This window comes from Alistipes sp. D31t1_170403_E11 (assembly GCF_015553985.1).
Taxonomy (GTDB): Bacteria; Bacteroidota; Bacteroidia; order Bacteroidales; family Rikenellaceae; genus Alistipes; species Alistipes montrealensis.
The window spans coordinates 164,631-183,078 of the sequence record NZ_JADNHQ010000001.1 but is presented as its reverse complement, the minus strand read 5'-3'; the positions used below and the strand labels follow the sequence as shown (position 1 = coordinate 183,078).

General features: G+C 59.2%; 15 protein-coding genes. 12 read left to right on the top strand and 3 right to left on the bottom strand.

Annotated elements, in window-relative coordinates; translation table 11 throughout:
* The first annotated feature begins 15 nt into the window (after positions 1-15).
* From I2E69_RS00735 to I2E69_RS00685, 11 genes are all read left to right on the top strand, one after another.
* Entirely contained in the window at positions 16-498 is a 483-nt protein-coding gene (locus tag I2E69_RS00735; RefSeq protein WP_195458237.1) for a DUF1735 domain-containing protein, read from the top strand.
* Between the two features lie 50 nt (positions 499-548).
* A complete protein-coding gene (locus tag I2E69_RS00730) occupies positions 549-2,036 on the top strand; it encodes a calcineurin-like phosphoesterase C-terminal domain-containing protein (protein WP_195458236.1) in 1,488 nt (495 codons plus the stop codon).
* 43 nt (positions 2,037-2,079) lie between these two features.
* Positions 2,080-3,687 carry a BACON domain-containing protein gene (locus I2E69_RS00725; RefSeq protein WP_195458235.1) on the top strand — a complete coding sequence of 536 codons (1,608 nt, stop codon included), beginning with the start codon at positions 2,080-2,082 and terminating at the stop codon, positions 3,685-3,687.
* A 109-nt stretch (positions 3,688-3,796) separates the two neighbouring features.
* On the top strand, positions 3,797-6,013 hold the full coding sequence (gene bglX, locus I2E69_RS00720) for a beta-glucosidase BglX (protein WP_195458234.1): 2,217 nt from the start codon (positions 3,797-3,799) through the stop codon (positions 6,011-6,013).
* Positions 6,014-6,205: 192 nt separating this feature from the next.
* Positions 6,206-7,594 (top strand): hypothetical protein, encoded by a 1,389-nt coding sequence (locus I2E69_RS00715; protein ID WP_229095309.1) that lies wholly within the window; start codon positions 6,206-6,208, stop codon positions 7,592-7,594.
* A 4-nt stretch (positions 7,595-7,598) separates the two neighbouring features.
* Entirely contained in the window at positions 7,599-8,303 is a 705-nt protein-coding gene (gene rsmI, locus I2E69_RS00710) for a 16S rRNA (cytidine(1402)-2'-O)-methyltransferase (protein ID WP_195458233.1), read from the top strand.
* 18 nt (positions 8,304-8,321) lie between these two features.
* Positions 8,322-9,707 carry a TIGR00341 family protein gene (locus I2E69_RS00705; RefSeq protein ID WP_195458232.1) on the top strand — a complete coding sequence of 462 codons (1,386 nt, stop codon included), beginning with the start codon at positions 8,322-8,324 and terminating at the stop codon, positions 9,705-9,707.
* 12 nt (positions 9,708-9,719) lie between these two features.
* Positions 9,720-10,640 carry a lysophospholipid acyltransferase family protein gene (locus I2E69_RS00700; RefSeq protein ID WP_195458231.1) on the top strand — a complete coding sequence of 307 codons (921 nt, stop codon included), beginning with the start codon at positions 9,720-9,722 and terminating at the stop codon, positions 10,638-10,640.
* On the top strand, positions 10,627-11,643 hold the full coding sequence (locus I2E69_RS00695) for a glycosyltransferase family 2 protein (protein WP_195458230.1): 1,017 nt from the start codon (positions 10,627-10,629) through the stop codon (positions 11,641-11,643). The genes I2E69_RS00700 and I2E69_RS00695 overlap by 14 nt, the downstream gene beginning before the upstream one ends.
* Positions 11,644-11,704: 61 nt before the next feature.
* Positions 11,705-12,568, top strand: a complete 864-nt coding sequence (locus tag I2E69_RS00690) for a GyrI-like domain-containing protein (RefSeq protein WP_195458229.1) — start codon at positions 11,705-11,707, stop codon at positions 12,566-12,568.
* A gap of 155 nt (positions 12,569-12,723) precedes the next feature.
* Positions 12,724-13,569: a hypothetical protein gene (locus I2E69_RS00685; RefSeq protein ID WP_195458228.1), complete on the top strand. Its 846-nt coding sequence runs from the start codon at positions 12,724-12,726 to the stop codon at positions 13,567-13,569.
* Here I2E69_RS00685 and I2E69_RS00680 read toward each other — a convergent pair whose 3' ends face one another.
* The 3 genes from I2E69_RS00680 to I2E69_RS00670 form a co-directional block, all read right to left on the bottom strand.
* Entirely contained in the window at positions 13,570-14,790 is a 1,221-nt protein-coding gene (locus I2E69_RS00680) for a sensor histidine kinase (RefSeq protein ID WP_195458227.1), read from the bottom strand. It abuts the gene before it with no gap.
* 120 nt (positions 14,791-14,910) lie between these two features.
* Positions 14,911-16,587: a glutamine--tRNA ligase/YqeY domain fusion protein gene (locus tag I2E69_RS00675; protein ID WP_195458226.1), complete on the bottom strand. Its 1,677-nt coding sequence runs from the start codon at positions 16,585-16,587 to the stop codon at positions 14,911-14,913.
* A gap of 14 nt (positions 16,588-16,601) precedes the next feature.
* Positions 16,602-17,717 (bottom strand): hypothetical protein, encoded by a 1,116-nt coding sequence (locus I2E69_RS00670; RefSeq protein ID WP_195458225.1) that lies wholly within the window; start codon positions 17,715-17,717, stop codon positions 16,602-16,604.
* Between the two features lie 89 nt (positions 17,718-17,806).
* Here I2E69_RS00670 and I2E69_RS00665 point away from each other — a divergent pair, with 89 nt between their 5' ends.
* The gene (locus I2E69_RS00665) at positions 17,807-18,343 is read left to right on the top strand and encodes a TrmH family RNA methyltransferase (protein ID WP_195458224.1); all 537 of its coding nucleotides are present in this window, start codon (positions 17,807-17,809) and stop codon (positions 18,341-18,343) included.
* Positions 18,344-18,448 lie beyond the last annotated feature (105 nt).

Genomic DNA, 18,448 nt, shown 5'->3' with positions numbered 1-18,448 from the left:
AAAATTCCGATTGCGATGAAAAATCTTGCGATATGTCTCCTGCTCCTGCTGGGAGCCGTGGGGTGCGGCGACGATTATATCGTCTACGAGACGGTGGATACCATGGTCTCCATCCCGAAAAACGATTTTCAGGTCCTCGAATACGACCCGGCTTCGGACGATGCCTGTGTCTACGGCCTCTATCTGTATAAGGGCGGTTACAACAACGATGAAATCACCGTGGAACTGGTGGTCGATCCTTCGGTGCTCGACGTTTACAACGTGGAGAACAACCTGGCGCTGAAGGTGATGCCCGACAAGTATTTCACCTTCGATCCGCAGGTCAGACTGTCCGGGGATAAGATCATGAACCTCACCGAAATCCGTTTCGACGCCGGGGCGATGATCGCCGACGGTATCGACTCGTCCTATGTGCTGCCGCTTGCCGTCGTGGCCGGCGACCAGGGCAAAGTGCGTCCCGAGAAGAACAGTGTAATCATCCAGGTCGTGATGAAATAACCGCGGTGCGGGGGAGGTTCGCCTCCTCCGCATCCTTAACGCAAAAATCCATGTCAAAATTTTACATACGAATCTTGCTGGCCGGTGTGCTCGCCTTCGGTTTCGTTGCTTGTTCCTCTTCGGGAAGCGACGATGGCGGCGGAGGTCCGGCAACGGTGCAGATTCCCGATAAACCCGGCATGACGGTGAAGGGAATCGTGAAGGACGATGCGGGGGCGGGCATTGCCGGCGTCGTCGTGAGCGACGGGCTGGAGGTGACCGCAACCGATGCCAGGGGGATTTATTACCTGGAGTCCGATCTGGCGCGGCGTAATTTTATTTTCGTCTCCGTGCCTGCCGGTTACGAAATTCCAGCGTCGCAGGGCTGTCCGCGGTTCTATCGCAAGGTCGATCGCAAACAGGCCGTCAACCGGGCCGATTTTACGCTGACGCGGCGTAAAGCCCCTGCCGACCGCCATTCGCTGATCGTCATGGCCGACATCCAACTGGCCGCCGACAACACGTCGGTCTCGTCCTACCTCGATTATGTCGTTCCCGATGTGCTGAAAACCGTACAAGGACTTTCGACGGAGGTCTACGGTGTCAGCCTCGGCGATCTGGTGTGGAACGATATGTCGCTCTTCCCGAAATACCGCCAAGGGTTGGAGACACTCGGCTTCACCACTTTCAACCTGCCCGGCAACCACGATCACGACCCTGCGTTGTTGACCGACTCGCTCGCCCTGCAGAGCTATGAACGCTATTTCGGTCCTGCGAACTATTCGGCCAATGTCGGGAAAATTCACTATGTGTTCCTCGACAACATCCTCTTCGACCATGCGCCGACTGCCGAAGAGGAGTATACAGTGGGCCTTACCGACGAAATTTGCCAATGGCTCGAAGCCGACCTGAGCCATGTCCCCGCAGGCAGTACGCTCGTCGTGTCATCCCATTGTCCGATCCTTTACCATACGAAAAATACCACGGCGCGCAACCATCGTAATTTCCAGCGTTTCCTCGATGCGATAGGTCCCTATAAAGTGCATGCTTTCGGCGGTCATAAACACTACCATGACATCTACCGCTACGATGACGGACAAAAGGTGATGCATTGTGTTGCCCGTACCCCGGGCGACCTGTTCATCAACGGCGATGTCAACTGCGACGGCACGCCGCGCGGCTACGTCGTGGTCGATGTCGACGGCGACCAATTGACGTGGTATTACAAATCGGTCGGCGGCAAGCGCGACATGCAGATGCGCCTCTATGCGCCCGGACGCACCAATTCGGCCTATGTCTACGCCAATGTTTGGGGATACGATGCCCGGTGGAGTGCCGTGGAGTGGATTCCGGCTTCGGGCGGACAAGCCGTGGCGATGGAGCGGACGCAGCGGACCGATCCCTATTACGAGGAGGTGCTGGCGACGGGCGTGCGCGGCGGCACGCCGACCAATACGTGGCACATGTTCCGGATCGATCCGGGCAGCGGAGAGCGGGGCGGCAAGGTCCGTGTGACCGACTGCTTCGGACAAACCTACGAATCGTCGGTGTCCTGGTAAAATGTACGGCATCAGAATAAAACCTTAAAATACAACCTGAACGATGAAAAGATTTTTCTTTTTTCTGACTGTCGCCGCAGTCGCCTGCTGTGCGGCGTGCAGCGACGATCCCGAGGTCGCGGAACCCGGCCTTTCCCTGCTTGAAGATAAAATAACGTTCGATATGTTCGGCGGCAGTCGTGTCCTCGAAATCACGGCCGATTCGCCGTGGACGATTACCTGTGACGACACGTGGTGTCATACCAATGTCACCGAAGGTTCGCATACGAAGAAAATCGTCCTGACGGTCGACCAGAGTTTCCAGCCCGGGGAACGCACGACCGAGGTGCATTTCTATGCCGCAGGCGAAGAGAAGCATACCGTTGCCGTGACGCAGGAGAAGTTCGAACCGATCCTCGTGCTGGCGGAGAACGGCGGCAGCGTCACCGCATACGGTGCGGACAATGAACTGACCGTAAACCTGCGGGCGTCCGTGGCGTGGAAAGTCGAAGGCACGACCGGCTGGTGCGGTGTATCGCAGTCCGAAGGAACGAAAAGCACGGTCGTGAAACTCCTGCTGACCGACAGCGACGACGGCGTGCGCCCGCGCAGTGCGACGCTGACCTTCTCTTCCGAAATGGGGGGTGTCGAGCCCCAGCAGGTGACCGTCGTGCAGCGTTCGACGGGTGCGAACACGGTCCTGGTCCGGGCTGGTGAAACCCGTACGTTCCCGGCGCGGCGCACCGACGGTTCGTATGTGAAAGGCGCGGCCGTCGACTGGATCTGGGCCACGGAAGCGGGACTCGTCTCGGATCTGGCCTACGATGCCGCACAGAACGGAATCACCTGTACCGCCGCCGGGAATAAGCAGGGCAGCGGATTGGTGGCCCTGTTCGATGCCGACGGCGCGGTCGTCTGGTCGTGGCTGGTCTGGGTCGTGGATAAAACGCCTTCCGACGTGACCGTCAGCGGCATCGCCTGGCAGGACCGGAATGTCGGAGCCGAGTATTACACGACCGACCCGAAGGCCTGTGTGCAGGATTTCCGTTCTTATGGCCTGTTCTATCAGTGGGGACGCAAAGAACCCTTCGTCGGAGCGAAGATACTTTCGAAGAACAAGTATTACGAGGGACATGCCGATTATCCCGCGGCTTTCGGCGCAATGACGCGCGATGTGGTTTTCAATGCGGCCCGTACCGCCGGCTGGAATGTCAGCGCCGAAGAGATAACGGCTGCGGGTGCAAACGCAAATCCGACGACTTTCTACACCCGGCCGTCCGCTGCGATGGCCGACGGCTGGACCGAAGCCGCCAAGGGCCTGAACGACCCCTGCCCGGTGGGGTACAGGGTCCCGACTTCGGACGAATGGCAGGTGCTGCTCGCTTATGTGGACAGCAACGCCGCCAAAAACCAGGATTCGGGCGATACTTACAGCCGTTGGTACGTGCTCGATTCGGGCGGAACCTTCATCGGCCCGTCGACGATGTTCCGCAAGGGCGATAACGGTTGTATCCACTACCCGGGGCGTGCTGCGGCTTATTGTACATCGACCCTTTCCGGGAGCAAACCGCTTCCTATGTTCGACTGGAAAACCGGCGACGCTACGGCGGAAGGAGCTTATTACGAGCGGAAAATGACCACGGCCTACGGCATGCGCTGTGTGAAGGAGTGACATTGTGCAGGGTAATCGAGGTTTCGGGGCGGATACGGTTTATTCCGGCCCGAAGCCTTTTTTTGTGATATTTTCGTTAACTTCGCGCATCTTTTCAACTATTTATCCGATGAGAACAACCCTTCTTACCGTGTTTGCGGCTCTGTTGCTGCTTCCGGCCATGGCACAACCCGTAACCCCGCAGGACCGCCGCCGCGCCGCGGAACTTATGCGGCGCATGACGCTCGACGAAAAGGTCGGGCAGTTGGTCCAGCAGCGCGGAAAAGGCGCCGTGACAGGCCCGGACAAGACGCAGCTTTCCGTCGAACAACTCGTCCGCGAAGGGCGTTGCGGCAGCGTTTTCAACATCTACTCTTTCGAGGAAACCGAACGCCTGCAAAAGATCGCCGTCGAGGAGAGCCGCCTGGGCATTCCGCTGCTGATCGGAGCCGACGTGATCCACGGTTTCCGGACGATCTTCCCGGTCAACCTTGCCGTCGCCGCTTCGTGGGATCCGTCCGCTGCGGAGTCGCTGGCCCGGGTCGCGGCCCGTGAAGCCTCGGCTATGGGTATTCAATGGACCTTTTCGCCGATGTGCGACGTTTCGCGCGATCCCCGCTGGGGCCGTGTTTCCGAGGGTGCGGGCGAGGACCCCTACCTGGGCTCGCGCGTCGCCGAAGCGATGGTGCGGGGCTATCAGGGCGATCTTTCCGATCCTTCGTCGATCCTTGCCTGCGTGAAGCATTTCGCCGCCTACGGAGCGCCGCAGGCCGGGCGTGAATACCATACGGTCGATATGTCCGAGCGGGTTTTCCGCGACAGCTATCTGCCTCCGTACCGTGCGGCGCTCGATGCCGGGGCTGTGACGGTGATGACCTCGTTCAACGACCTGGACGGCGTTCCGGCTACGGCGAACCGGTGGCTGCTGCGCGACCTGCTGCGCGATGAACTCGGCTTCGGCGGGTTCGTGGTGACCGACTACGGCACGATCGGCGAACTGAAGGCCCACGGCGTGGCGGCCGACGATGCGCAGGCCGCCGAACTGGCCCTGCGTGCCGGGGTCAATATGGATATGATGAGCGCGGCCTACCTGTTCCACGCCGCCGAACTGGTGCGGCAGGGCCGTATCGCGGAGTCGCTGATCGACAGCCTCTGCTGCGAGGTGCTGGCCGTGAAATTCCGACTGGGACTTTTCGACGATCCTTTCCGTTACCAGGTGAAGGAGCGTGAGGAGTGCTACTATGCCCCGGAACACCTCGATGCGGCACGGCGCGTGGCCCGCAGTTCGATGGTCCTGCTGGAGAATCGGGGCGATGTGCTGCCTCTGAAAAAAGGAAGCCGGATCGCGTTGGTGGGGCCTTTTGCCGATTCCCGGTGGGATATGATCGGCTCGTGGGTCCATTTCGCCGAGGCGGACCGGACTTCGACTTTCCGCGAGGGGCTGTGTCGGCGTTTTGGGGATGATCGGGTGATCTGCGTCCGTGGATGCGATCCGCATAAGGGGACCGAAGAAGGGTTTGCCGAAGCGGTCGCCGCGGCCGCGAAATCGGACGTGGTGCTGGTCGCCCTCGGGTTGACGGCCGGGGAGAGCGGCGAGGCGGCGAGCCTTGCGTCGATCGCCCTGCCCGAAGTTCAGCGGCAGTTGCTGGAATGCTTGAAGCAAACCGGGAAACCGATTGTCGTCCTGTTGGTTACGGGTCGCCCGATGGAGCTGGCCCGCGAGGCGGAACTGGCCGACGCCCTGTTGCTGACGTGGTATCCCGGTACGATGGCGGGCGAAGCGCTCGCCGATGTCGTTTCGGGCGATTACAATCCGTCGGGCCGCCTTCCGATGACCTTTCCCCGTACGGTGGGACAGGTTCCGATCCACTACGACATGAAAAATACGGGCCGGCCGGCCGCCGTATCGGGCCAGCCCCAGAAATACACTTCACGCTATATCGACGTGCCCAATTCGCCGCAGTACTGCTTCGGTTACGGTCTGGGCTATACGACGTTCGGTTATTCGGACCTGCGGGTGCTGACGCCTGCGGCGAAGCTCGGCGACGAAGTCCGCGTCGCGGTCCGTGTGACCAATACGGGCGGCCGTGACGGCGAGGAGGTCGTGCAGCTTTACGTGCGCGACCTGATAGCCAGCGTGACGCGTCCCGTGCGTGAACTGAAGGGTTTTGAGAAGGTGATGCTCCGTGCCGGCGAGAGCCGCGAGGTGACTTTCACGCTGACGCCCGACGACCTGTCGTTCTGGCGCCTCGACAACAAATGGGGCCAGGAGCCGGGTGATTACCACGTCTGGGCGGGGCACGATTCCGACTGTACGCTCGGCGGCAGTTTCCGGATTACCGAATAAAACGTCTTTCGGCTGAATGTGCGGAAAACGACAATAGGGGAGCAGCGGTTTCGGCCGCTGTTTTTTTATGTTGTACCGCGCCGGGCCGATGTCCCGAAAAATCCCGTTCGGCGGCGTTTCGGGCAAAAGGTTCCGGGCATGCGCTGGGCTTTCATAATTTTTTGCTATCTTTGGAGGTCAAAACAGTACGCAATGATGGATTTGAAAACGATACGGACCGAATTACACAAGCTGACGGCGATTGTCGACGGCTGGGACCCTTCCGGGCATATACCGGCTCTCGAACGCGATCTGGCACTGGAAAAACTGCGGACACTTTATGACGCGGTACGCTTTGCGGAAGGGGCGTCCGTTGCGGAAGCCCCGGTTGAGGCGGAGGAACCCGCTGCTGCGGCTCCGGTCGCCATCGACCTCGGGGCGGTGCTTTCGCTCGACCCGGAGGATGGCGCCGGATTTGAATCCGACTCCGATGCTGCGCCCGGGTCGGCATTCGAAGCGGAGCCGGAGCCCGTCGAAGCGTTTCCCGGGCCCGATATGACGGCGGAATCCGGGTCTGCCGAAGCATTTGCCGGGCCCGAACCTGAACCCGAACCTGAACCTGAACCTGAACCCGAACCTGAATCGGAACCCGGGTTGGAGCCCGAACCGGAGCCGTCGGAGATGCAGGAAATGCCGGAAACGACTGTGCCGGAACCGGACCCCGTTTTTGAGGCCGGCCCCGCACCGGAACCGGAGGTTGAACCCGCACCGGAACCGGAGACCGAACCGGCTCCCGTATTCGTTGCCGAAGAACCCGAACCGAGCGCAGAACTGGACGAGTCGGTCGAAGAGCCGGCGTCCGCGCTGACGCCCGGGGCAGACCCTGTCCCTGCGGCGGAGGCTGCCGGGGAGTCTGTGCCGGAACCCGTCGCTGCGGAGAAGCCCCAATACATTGCGCCCACGCTCTTCGGATTGGAGGAGGAGACAGTCCGTCACCGTCACAAACAGCGCGTCATCATGTCGCTCTACGATACTCCGGCGCCCGCTGAAAAACCCACGGCGCCCGAGGTGGCGGAAACCCGTCCCGAGCCTGTTGCAACGCCCGAACCGAAAATCGAGCCTGCGCCCGCAGAGCTTGAGCGGCAGCAGCCTGAAATCCGTGAATCCCACGAATCCCGGCCCGTTGCGGAGCCTGTCGTTGCGGCGGTTGCCCCGGTTCAGCAACCGGAGCCTGAGGAAGAGTCGGAATTCGAGGAGGTCGAGATTGCGGCTCCGGCCGGAGCCGTGTTGGGCGATGTGATCAACCACGACGTGCAGACGCTGGCCGATACGATTGCCCCGCACCGCGGAGCCGCTTCGGAACTGCGGCGCGGCGAGCCGGTCGCGGACCTTCGCCGGGCCATCGGCATCAACGATAAATTCCTGCTGATCCGCGACCTGTTCGGCGGCGACGGCGAAGCCTATGAGCAGGCTATCGGGACGCTCAATGCTTTCGACGATTTCGACGAGTGTATGATTTATATCGCCGAGAACTACGCCTGGAATCCCAATTCGGACGGCGCGAAGTTCATGATGGAACTGCTCGAACGCAAATTCTCGTAACGGCATGGCCAAACTCTATATCGTACCTACGCCGATCGGGAATCTGGACGACATTACGCTGCGCGCCGTGAACGTCCTGCGCGAGGTGGATTTCATCCTCGCCGAGGATACGCGCACGACATCGTTCCTGCTCAAACACCTCGGCATCGAGCAAAAACTCCATTCGCACCACAAGTTCAACGAGCACGCCACGGTCGAGATGGTCGCCGGGTCGATCGCTGCGGGACGCAATGCGGCCCTCGTGTCGGATGCCGGGACGCCCGGTATTTCGGACCCCGGGTTCCTGCTCGTGCGCACGTGCGTCGAGGCGGGCATCGAGGTCGAAACACTGCCGGGCGCCACGGCGCTGATTCCGGCACTGGTGCAGAGCGGATTTCCCTGCGACCGTTTTTGCTTCGAGGGCTTCCTGCCCCAGAAGAAGGGCCGCACGAAACAGTTGCAGGCCCTCGCCGACGAGGAGCGCACGATGATTTTCTACGAGTCGCCTTATCGTGTGGTCAAGTGCCTCGAACAGTTCGCCGAGGTTTTCGGCGAAGACCGCCGGGTTTCGGTGTCGCGCGAGATCACCAAAAAGTTCGAGCAGACCGTTCGCGGAACCGTTGCCGAAGTGCTGGACCATTTTCGTGCGACCGAGCCCAAGGGCGAATTCGTGATTGTCGTGGCCGGAAAACCCAAGGTCCGTCGCAGCCGGGAGGAAGAGGCTCAGTGATTCAAATTGTAAATAGCTATGGAAAATAATCGCACAGACGATACGCAAGGCATGAAACGTTCGTTTTCGGCGTGGCTCGGGGAGTTGCGCGAATTCATGAAGGGCCGTTTCAGCCTCGAAGAGGACAAGGCGCAGCGCGACGAAGTCGTGGCCGCCATTTCGAAGGGCGTCGAGTTCCGCGGCGTCAACCTCTGGGTACTGATTTTCGCTACGATGATCGCGTCGCTGGGCCTGAACGTCAATTCGGCCGCCGTAATCATCGGCGCGATGCTCATTTCGCCGATCATGGGCCCGATCATGGGCGTCGGCCTTGCGCTGGGCATCAACGATTTCGAACTGCTCAAAAAATCGCTGCGCAACCTGGCGCTGATGTTCATCGTCGCCATTATCACCTCGACGGTCTATTTCTTCATCTCGCCGCTTTCGTCGAACAGCAGCGAGTTGCTGGCGCGCACCGTGCCTACGACCTACGACGTGCTGATCGCCCTGTTCGGCGGTTTGGCTGGCGTTGTGGCCCAGACGCGGCAGGACCGCACGTCGACCGTGATCCCGGGCGTGGCCATCGCCACGGCCCTCATCCCGCCCCTCTGCACTGCGGGTTTCGGACTGGCCACCGGGCAGATAAAGTTCTTTATCGGGGCGTTCTATCTCTTCTTCATCAATTCGGTGTTCATCGCGCTGGCGACTTATGCCATGGTGCGTTTCCTCCAATACGAGAAGAAGGCCTTTATCGACAAGGCACGTGAACGCACGGTCAAACGGCTGATGATGGTCATTACGCTGGTGACCTTCATCCCGAGCGTCGTCATCGGTTTCCACATGGTCCGCGTTTCGGTGTTCGAAGCCGTGACCGACAAATACGTGTCGCAGGTCTTCAATTTCCCGCATACCCGTGTCATCGAGTGTAACAAGCATTATGCGCAGGGCAAGAACCCGTCGCAGATCGAGTTGCTGCTCGTAGGCGAGCCGCTGGGTGAAGAGGTGATCGAAAATGCCCGTGCGCAGATGCGCAATTTCGGGCTGAAGAAAACCGAACTGGTCGTCAGGCAGGCCAATACGGAAGATAAGATCGACGTGGCTTCGCTGCAAAAGAGTTATCAGGAACTGCTGGAGGAGAAGAACCGCCGGATCGGCGAAATGTCCTCGCTGCTGACCCGCTACCGGGTGACCAATGTCGAGGTGAACGATATTTCGCGCGAGGTCGGCGCCATGATGGACAACATCAGGGCCATTTCGCTGACCAAGGGCATCACGTTCGACATCAAGGGTACGCCCGGAGATACGACGCTCGTGTGCGTGGTGACGCCCGCAGACCCAGCCCGGCCGGTCGACGGCGAGACGCTGACCCGCTGGCTGAAGATTCGCACCAAGGTCGAGAACGTCAAACTTTTCGTAGAACCCTAACGGTATCGAGGCATGAAACGAACCGAGCTGAACCTCTTGCAGCGTCTCTGGCTGGAAACTCTCTGGCTGGGGGCCCGCGTGTTCGCCGTGATGCCTTACTGGTTTAAATACTACGTCGTCGAGAACGTGCTCTTCGGCCTGCTCTATTACTGCCTGCGCTACCGCATGAAGGTCGTGAAGACCAACCTTCGCAACTCGTTCCCCGAAAAGAGCCGCCAGGAGTTGGCCGTCATCCGCCGGAAGTTCTACCGCACGCTGTCCGAAATCTTCGTCGATACGATCAACATGGCCTACATGAACGAGGAGAAAGGGCGGACGGTGCTTACGGTCAAAGACGTGGAGAAGCATGTCGAGGCGGTGCACGGCCGTGACTGGATCGCCATGACGGCCCATTTCGGGTGCTGGGAGTACTGCTCCTACTGGGGCTTGTACGAGCGTTCGCAGATGCTGGTCGCCGTTTACCATCCGCTGCGCAGCGTGGTGATGGAGGAACTCTACCAGCGGCTGCGCAACTACGAGAATTCGATGACCGTTTCGATGAAAGAGAGCCTGCGCTTCTACCTGCGCAACCGGGCGAAGGGCGTCGAAGGCAAGAACCTCGTGATGGGGCTTATCGCCGACCAAAACCCTCCGCGGCGGCCCGACAGCCATTGGTTCCGCTTCCTCAATCAGGATACGATCTTTTTCGACGGCGGCGAAAAACTGGCCTTGCGCTGTAACCTTCCGGTCTACTTCGTGAAGATGGAACGCCTCCGGCGGGGCCGTTATCAGATGTCCTTCGAACTGATTTATGACGGTAAAGAAGAGGTTGCCGAATACGAAATCACGGAACGTTACGTTCGTAAACTGGAGAAGATGATTTGCGAGTGTCCCGAACTGTGGATGTGGTCGCATCGTCGCTGGAAACACAAACGAATTCATGGCTGTCGCTAAAATCGTAATACTTAACTGGAACGGCGTAGAGCACCTGCGCCGTTTTCTGCCGTCTGTCGTGGCTGCGGCGCCCGAAGGCGTCGAGGTCATCGTTGCCGACAACGGTTCGACAGACGATTCCGTGGCGGTGCTCGCTGCTGAATTTCCGTCTGTCTCGGTCCTGTGCATGGATGCCAACTACGGCTTTGCCGGGGGCTACAACCGGGCGCTGGAGGGGATCGACGCCGACTATTACCTGTTGCTCAACTCCGATATAGAGACTCCCGCGGGATGGCTCGAACCTATCCTCGACTGCCTGGACCGCAATCCCGACGTGGCGGTAGTCGCTCCGAAACTGATTTCCTATGCCGACCGGACGGAGTTCGAATACGCCGGGGCTTCGGGCGGTTTTATCGACTACCTGGGCTATCCTTTCTGCCGGGGCCGCATCCTGCGCCGCGTGGAGAAGGACCGGGGCCAGTACGACGACCAGCGCGACGTTTTCTGGGTGAGCGGTGCGGCTTTCTGCTGCCGGGCCGACGTGTTCCGGGCGCTGGGCGGTTTCGACGGCGATTTCTTTGCCCATATGGAGGAGATCGACCTCTGCTGGCGGATGCAACTGGCCGGTTACCGCGTGCGGATCGTGCCGCAGAGCACGGTTTACCATCTGGGAGGGGGTACGCTCCAGACCGATTCTCCGACCAAGGTTTTCTACAACCACCGGAACAACCTCGCCATGCTCTATAAATGCACCTCGCCCGCACAGCGGCTTTTCGTGGCCGTTGCGCGCCCGGTGCTCGATGTGCTCGCTGCGCTGTCGTACCTGGTGCAGGGCCGCAGGGATAATTTCCGGGCCGTATTCCGCGCTTACGGCGACTTCATCCGCTGGCACGGGGCCTTGGCCCGCAAGCGCCGAGCGATTCGCGAAACCCGCAAAGGTTCGGCGTCGGAGAACATCTACCGCGGCTCGGTGGTGCTGCGCTATCTTTTCGGGCGGCGTACCTTCGGCAGTATGATGCGCTGAGGGTGAAATCCGCAAGACTGGAAAAGTCGCTTCGTGCGGCATGCGTTACCTTTGCTGCGAGATGAAGAACAAACCTGCCACAACGAACGATTACCAACGGCGCCTGAACCTGGTCGTCGAGTATATCCGGATGCACCTCGACGAGGAGATCGACCTGCGCACCCTGGCCGGAATTTCGGCTTTTTCCCCGTACCATTTCCACCGCATCGTTTCGGCGATGCTCGGCGAGCCTATCGGCGAATTCATCGTCCGTACGCGGATCGAGACCGCCGCACGGCTGCTGCGCTATACGGACATTCCCGTGTCGGAGGTTGCTTACCGCGTGGGCTACGACACGCCCTCGTCGCTGAGCAAGGCGTTCCGGCGGTTTTTCGGCATCTCGCCCAAAACGTACCGAATCACTAAAAACCGTCCGATGATGAACAGCAACATGCACCCCGACGCCGAAATCCGGTTGTCGAAACCCAAAATCCGGGAGATTCCCGTTAAAACCGTGGCTTACATCCGCGCACAGGGAAATTACAGCCAGGTCGACTATTGTTCGTATTTCCTTCGCCTGTGGAGCTATGTCAAGGAGCACAAACTCTTTTCGGCCGGGGTCGAGAACATTGTTATTTATCACAACGACCCCGATATTTCGCAGGATGGCGACCTTCGCTGCGATGTCTGTCTGGCGCTGCCCGCAGGGCCGGTTGCCGACGGCGATATCGGCGTGAAGGAGATTGCCGGAGGCAAATACGCCGTATTCCTCCATACGGGTCCCTACACCGGACTGGGAGCCGCTTATAAGAAGATTTGCGGCGAGTGGCTGCCCGGAAGCGGGTGTGAACTGCGCGACAGTCCCTGTTTCGAAAAGTATATCAACAGTCCCGACCGGGTTCCGGCCGAAAAGCTGAAAACCGAGATTTACATTCCGCTGGCGTAGCCGCTGCCGCACCGGTCCGGCTATGATCGTACGGGGCCGGGAAGACTGTCTTCCCGGCCCCGTTGCGTTTTGGTACGGCCTGCCGTGCAGAAAATGGTGGCGGGGATTTGTAAATGCGTGCGAATTTGCGTATCTTTCAGAAAATCCCGTTGCTTATGATACGCGCCTTTCTCCTGTTGTTAGTTGCTGCTGCCTTACTGCCTTTCCGCGTTTCGGCGACCGGACAGGCTGCCGAGCGGCTTATCGTCGGGCGCGATACGATGTGCCTGTTTGCCCTGCCGCTGGAGACGGCAGATTCGGCTGTGCTCGCCCGGCTCGAAAAACGGCTGGACGTGCTCAACGCCTCCGGCTCCACGGCTTGCTGGCGACGCTGTATCGGAGTCTGGCGGTTGGACGGGGAGGGCATATTGTGGCTTGAGCGCATGAACACCGAGGACGGCGACTTCGTTATTTCCGGAGCGGAGTTGGTTCCCGAATTTGCAGAAGGTCCACATGCCCGAGCCGGCTGGTTCAGCGGGGAGATTCGCTATGGCACGGGCGGCATGGTCCATTACCAGCACGACGGATTTATGCGGAACCTCGAACGGGAATGGATCGCCAAGGTGTCCGAGGGGCGTGTCAGGGAGACGAAAGCCTACCGAAACCGCCTTTATAAAAAGGGTATGGATTTGGAGGATAATGTACGGCGCGCCGCCGCGGCGTTCGACAGCCTGTATGTCGGTGAGTTGCCCGATGTGCTGACGCTTTGCATGGTTTTTGCCGCCGATTCCACGGGCCGGGTCGTGCGGATTGCCCGGGCGCAGTTGCTGATGCCGGAAAAAGAGATTGTCAGCGACTCCGCCGATCCGCGCTTGCAGGCGGCGGTACGAACTTTCCGTTCCGTAACGCGCTGGGATGCCTACTGGGTCGAAGGGAGTTGGAAGGAGCAGGCCTGCTTTATTCCCTTGCGCAGGGGCGGGGAGGTCTGGAAACCGCGGACGGAGCGGACGCCGCGTCCGTGATTATTGTTGCGTCCCGTAGGGCAGCGTGAACCAGAAGGTCGAGCCTTTCCCGATTTGGGATTCGACACCGATGTCTCCTCCCAGCGTTTCGACGATCGACTTCGAGATCGCCAGCCCGATGCCGATGCCCTGCTTGAACGATCCTGCTTTGGTAAACCGCTGGAAAAGTTCCCGCTGGTGCTCTTCCGAGATGCCTGTTCCCGTGTCGGTGACATAGATGTAGAGTTCGCTGCCGCGGATTTCGAATCCGAAGTCGATGGAGCCTTTTGCCGTGAATTTCACGGCGTTGCTCAAAAAGTTTGCAACCACCTGGATCAGCCGCTTGCGGTCCGTATGGAGATAGCTTGCGGGATATTGTCTGTGAAAAGTGATCCGCACGGGGCTGTTCTCCGGCTGGCGGATGCGGAAACCGCCTTCCAGCTCCTCCATCACGGCGTTCAGTTCTACGTCCGAATATTCGTAGTCGAGCGTTCCGGTTTCGATTTTCGAGAGGTCGAGCAGGTCGTTTATCAGATGCAACAATACTTCGCTGTTCAGGCGGATGATGCGCATGTACTCCTGTTTATCTTCGGGGGCGGAATCGGTCATGAGCAGTTCCGAAAAACCGACGATGGCGTTGAGCGGCGTGCGCAACTCGTGGGTCGTGTTTGTCAGGAAGAACGACTTCATGCGGTCGGACTCTTCGGCATGAATGCGTGCCTTCTCCAATTCGCGCTGCGTGCGTTTCTGGGCTGTGATATCGCTCACGGTCAGCACGACACGGGATTCTCCGGCTATGGTCAGGAAATTGCCCGACACGCTCACGTCGCAGTCGATGGCCTCGGAGTGGTCGTCGGAAGTGTAAAGCACCATCGGGGCTTCCAGCCCGGAGAACCCTTTTTTCGACCGGAACGCTTCGCCGATGGCCGCGCGGACCGGACAGTCGGCGCATAGGTCGTGTGTCCCGCAGATCCCGGCATCCTCGCCGTTTTTACAGCGCAGCAGGTTGCCGACCTTGGGCGGCCGGGATGGCAGGGGCGTGCCGGTCAGGGTGTAATAGTTGGTTTGCAGGACATCGAAATCCGGATCGACCAGCAGGATATAAGCGGCTACGTTGCGCAGTACTTCGTCGTTGACGCGTTTGCTTATCTTTATATATCGGCATTGATAATAGCAGCGCCAGACCAGAAAAACACAGGCTGCCGCCAACACGACTATCCCTATCGATAATAACAGATACATCCGATCCCGTCGTTTGTTAATTTCCCAAAGATAATCAAAAAACGGAAAGACCGGGCGAAAAATACCTCAAAAAGGCATCCGAAATAATTCGGATGCCTTTTTGAGATAGATGTTGACTGCTTATTTATTGATTTTAGCCCACGAGTCCTTGAGCGTCACCGTGCGGTTGAATACAAGGTGCTCGGGCGTCGAGTCGGTGTCGGGGCAGAAGTAGCCCACGCGCTCGAACTGCACGGCCTGTCCTACCGGGATATCGCGCAGCGACGGCTCCAGGTAACCCATGACCTTGACCATCGACTCCGGATTGAGGTTGTCCTCCCAGGTCTGGCCTTCGGCTACGTCGTCGGGATCTTCTTTGGTGAAGAGCGGGTTGAACAACCGGACTTCAGCCTCTACGGCATCCTTCGCCGACACCCAGTGGATCACGCCCTTTACGCGGCGGCCGTCGCTCGACGAACCTTCGCCCGACATCGGGTCGTAAGTGCAGCGCAGCTCGGTGATATTGCCTTCGGCGTCTTTCACGACCTCCTCGCACTTGATCAGGTAGGCGTAGCGCAGGCGCACTTCGCCGCCGGGGCAGAGGCGGAAGAACTTTTTGGGCGGCTCCTCCATAAAATCGTCGCGCTCGATGTAGATTACCTTCGAGAAGGGAACCTGACGCGTTCCGGCGGCTTCGTCCTCCGGGTTGTTGATCGCCGTGAAGAGCTCGGTCTTCGCATCGTCGTAGTTCGTGATCACGACCTTCAGCGGATTCAGCACGGCCATGCGTCGCTCGGCGACCTTGTTCAGGTCTTCGCGCACGCAGTATTCCAGTTTGCCCAGGTCGATCACGTTGTCGCGTTTGGCGACGCCCACCATTTCGGCGAAATTGCGTACCGAGGCGGGTGTATAACCTTTGCGGCGCAGGGCGCAGATGGTCGGCATGCGGGGATCGTCCCAGCCCATCACGGCGCCTTCCTGCACGAGCTTGAGCAGTTTGCGCTTCGACATCATCGTATAGGTGAGGTTCAGACGTGCGAATTCGTACTGGTGCGAGGGGAATATCTCTAGCGCCTGGATGAACCAGTCGTAGAGCGGGCGGTGTACGTCGAATTCGAGCGTGCAGATCGAATGGGTGATCTGCTCGATCGAGTCGCTCTGGCCGTGGGCGTAGTCGTACATCGGGTAGATGCACCATTTGTCGCCCGTGCGGTGGTGGCTGGTGTGGATGATGCGGTACATCAGCGGGTCGCGGAACAGCATGTTCGGGTGCGCCATGTCGATTTTAGCGCGCAGCACCTTCGCCCCGTCGGGAAATTCACCGTTCTTCATGCGGACGAACAGGTCGAGGTTCTCCTCGACCGAGCGGTCGCGCCAGGGCGAGGGCGTACCCGGAACCGAAACCGTGCCGCGGTTCTCGCGAATCTGCTCCTGCGTCTGGTCGTCGACGTAAGCCAGCCCCTTTTTGATCAGGACGACGGCCCACTCGTAGAGTTGGTCGAAATAGTCCGACGCATAGCGTTCCAGCTCCCATTGGAATCCCAGCCACTGGATGTCGCGCTTGATCGAGTCGACGTATTCCACGTCCTCCTTGACGGGGTTCGTGTCGTCGAAACGCAGGTTGCATTTGCCGCCGTATTTCTTGGCCAGGCCGAAGTTGATGCAGATGCTCTTGGCGTGGCCGATATGCAGGTAGCCGTTCGGCTCGGGCGGGAAACGGGTCTGTACGCGCGTTTCGCCCTTTGCGATCGACTCTTCGATAATCTCTTCAAGGAAGTTCAGCGACTTCTCCCGTGTTTCGTTTGTTTCGCTTGCCATATGGTTGGATATTGCTATTTTTTATGATTTTTACTGTTGTAAACCGTTTTGAGCAGTTTCACGCCCACGACCAGCATCTGCTGGGTTCCCAGGGCGGTTCCGTCGTGATGGGCGGCGAACTCGGCACGGACCGAGACTGTGTCGTCGAAGAACGAGCGGCGGTAGGAGAGCGCCGTGCGGCTGTATACTTTTTGATCGGTGCGGAAAAAACTCTCACCCGGGTAGAGCTCGCGGCCGTAGGGGATGTGGGTTGTCGTACCGTCGTTGTTCTCCAGCTCGTTTCCGTAGAAGAAGGGGTGGATATTGTCCCCTACATACAGCCTTTCGTCGAGCGAGAAGCCCCAGCGGCTGATCCTGAAGGCGAATTCTCCCATGCAGGGCTTTTCCCATTTGTGTCCGAAACTGCGGTCGCGCTGAGCTGTGAGCAAAGCTCCCAGTTTGATGTCGAAATCGAAGAAGGCGTTGAACTTCACGCCGACGCAGGGGTTTAGCAACTGCAGGTCGACGACGTTCTCCAGGGCCGCGTCTTTCTGGCCGGCGAAGTGGAACATCGAATAGTTGAATCCGTAGTAGAAGGTGTCGAGGTAGTGACGCCCGGCGAGCAGGATGCGGAATTTCTCGCGCGAGAGGGTGGAATACATGCCTTCCCAGTCGCAGGCGAATTCGACGTAGGAGTTCCGTTTGCCGTTGTACTGCGCCAGCACACCGTTCATGCGGTTGTGGTAGAAGCGGTACGACTCGGTGAAGAACGCCGTCGAATAGTCGTCGTCGTGCATCATGTCGCGTGTGAAGATACCGGCCACGGCTGTCACCTTGGGCGTCTGGAACTGGTAGTAGAAGACGGGCTTGATCTCCGAAAGATAGGCCGATTCCGCCGAACCGAAATTTTTGATCATGTCCGCGGCGATGACGAGCGTGTTTTTCTCGTCCCACCGGATGCCCACGCGGGGCGTCAGCCGGGCCGCAAAATCCGTTCCGGATTCGATGTCCAAACCCGGAACGGCAAATTCATTGCTGCCGAACTCCTTGTTGTCGAAATACATTTTGAAATCGGTTCCTAACAGAATCTCCTGCGAGTATCCTGCGAGGGTGCTTCCGGAAAGGGCGAGCAAGAGTAAGAGTTTTTTCATAGGGATCAACGGAATATAGCTGACAAAAGTAAGGAAAAGATTTTAATTTTATTTACTTTTGCCCCCGAAATCATACATTCCGACCCATTATGCGTAAAATCACCAACGAAGAGCTCGGCCGGCCTTCGGTTTCGGAGTTCGCCGCAATGGCGAAGATGCCTGTCGCGGTAGTCCTGGACAACGTTCGTTCGTCGCAGAACGTCGGGGCCTTTTTTCGCACGGGCGACGCCTTCGCCGTGGAGCGGATCGCCCTGTGCGGCATCACCGCCACGCCGCCCAGCCGCGACATCCACAAGACGGCCCTGGGCGCCGAACTGACCGTACCCTGGAGTTATTACGGCACGACGGAGGAGTGTATCGCGCGGCTGCGTGAAGAGGGCTATGCGATCTACGCCGTGGAGCAGGTCGAAGGGGCCGTGATGCTCGACGATTTCCGCACACAGCCGGGCGTGAAGTATGCGCTCGTCTTCGGCAACGAAGTCGACGGCGTAGGGCAGGAGGCCGTCGACCTGTGCGACGGAGCTGTCGAGATTCCGCAGGTGGGCGTGAAACATTCGATCAACGTGTCGGTCTCGGGCGGTGTCGTTTTGTGGACTTTCTTCGCCCAACTGAAAGGTTGTTTTTAGGGCCGGAAACCGGCTTTGCCGCCGCTGTTCTGTCCTGCTCAAAATAAATTTGCCATTGCGCTCGGCTTGCGCGACTTTACCGGGGGCCGGTTTAGACAGACTGCG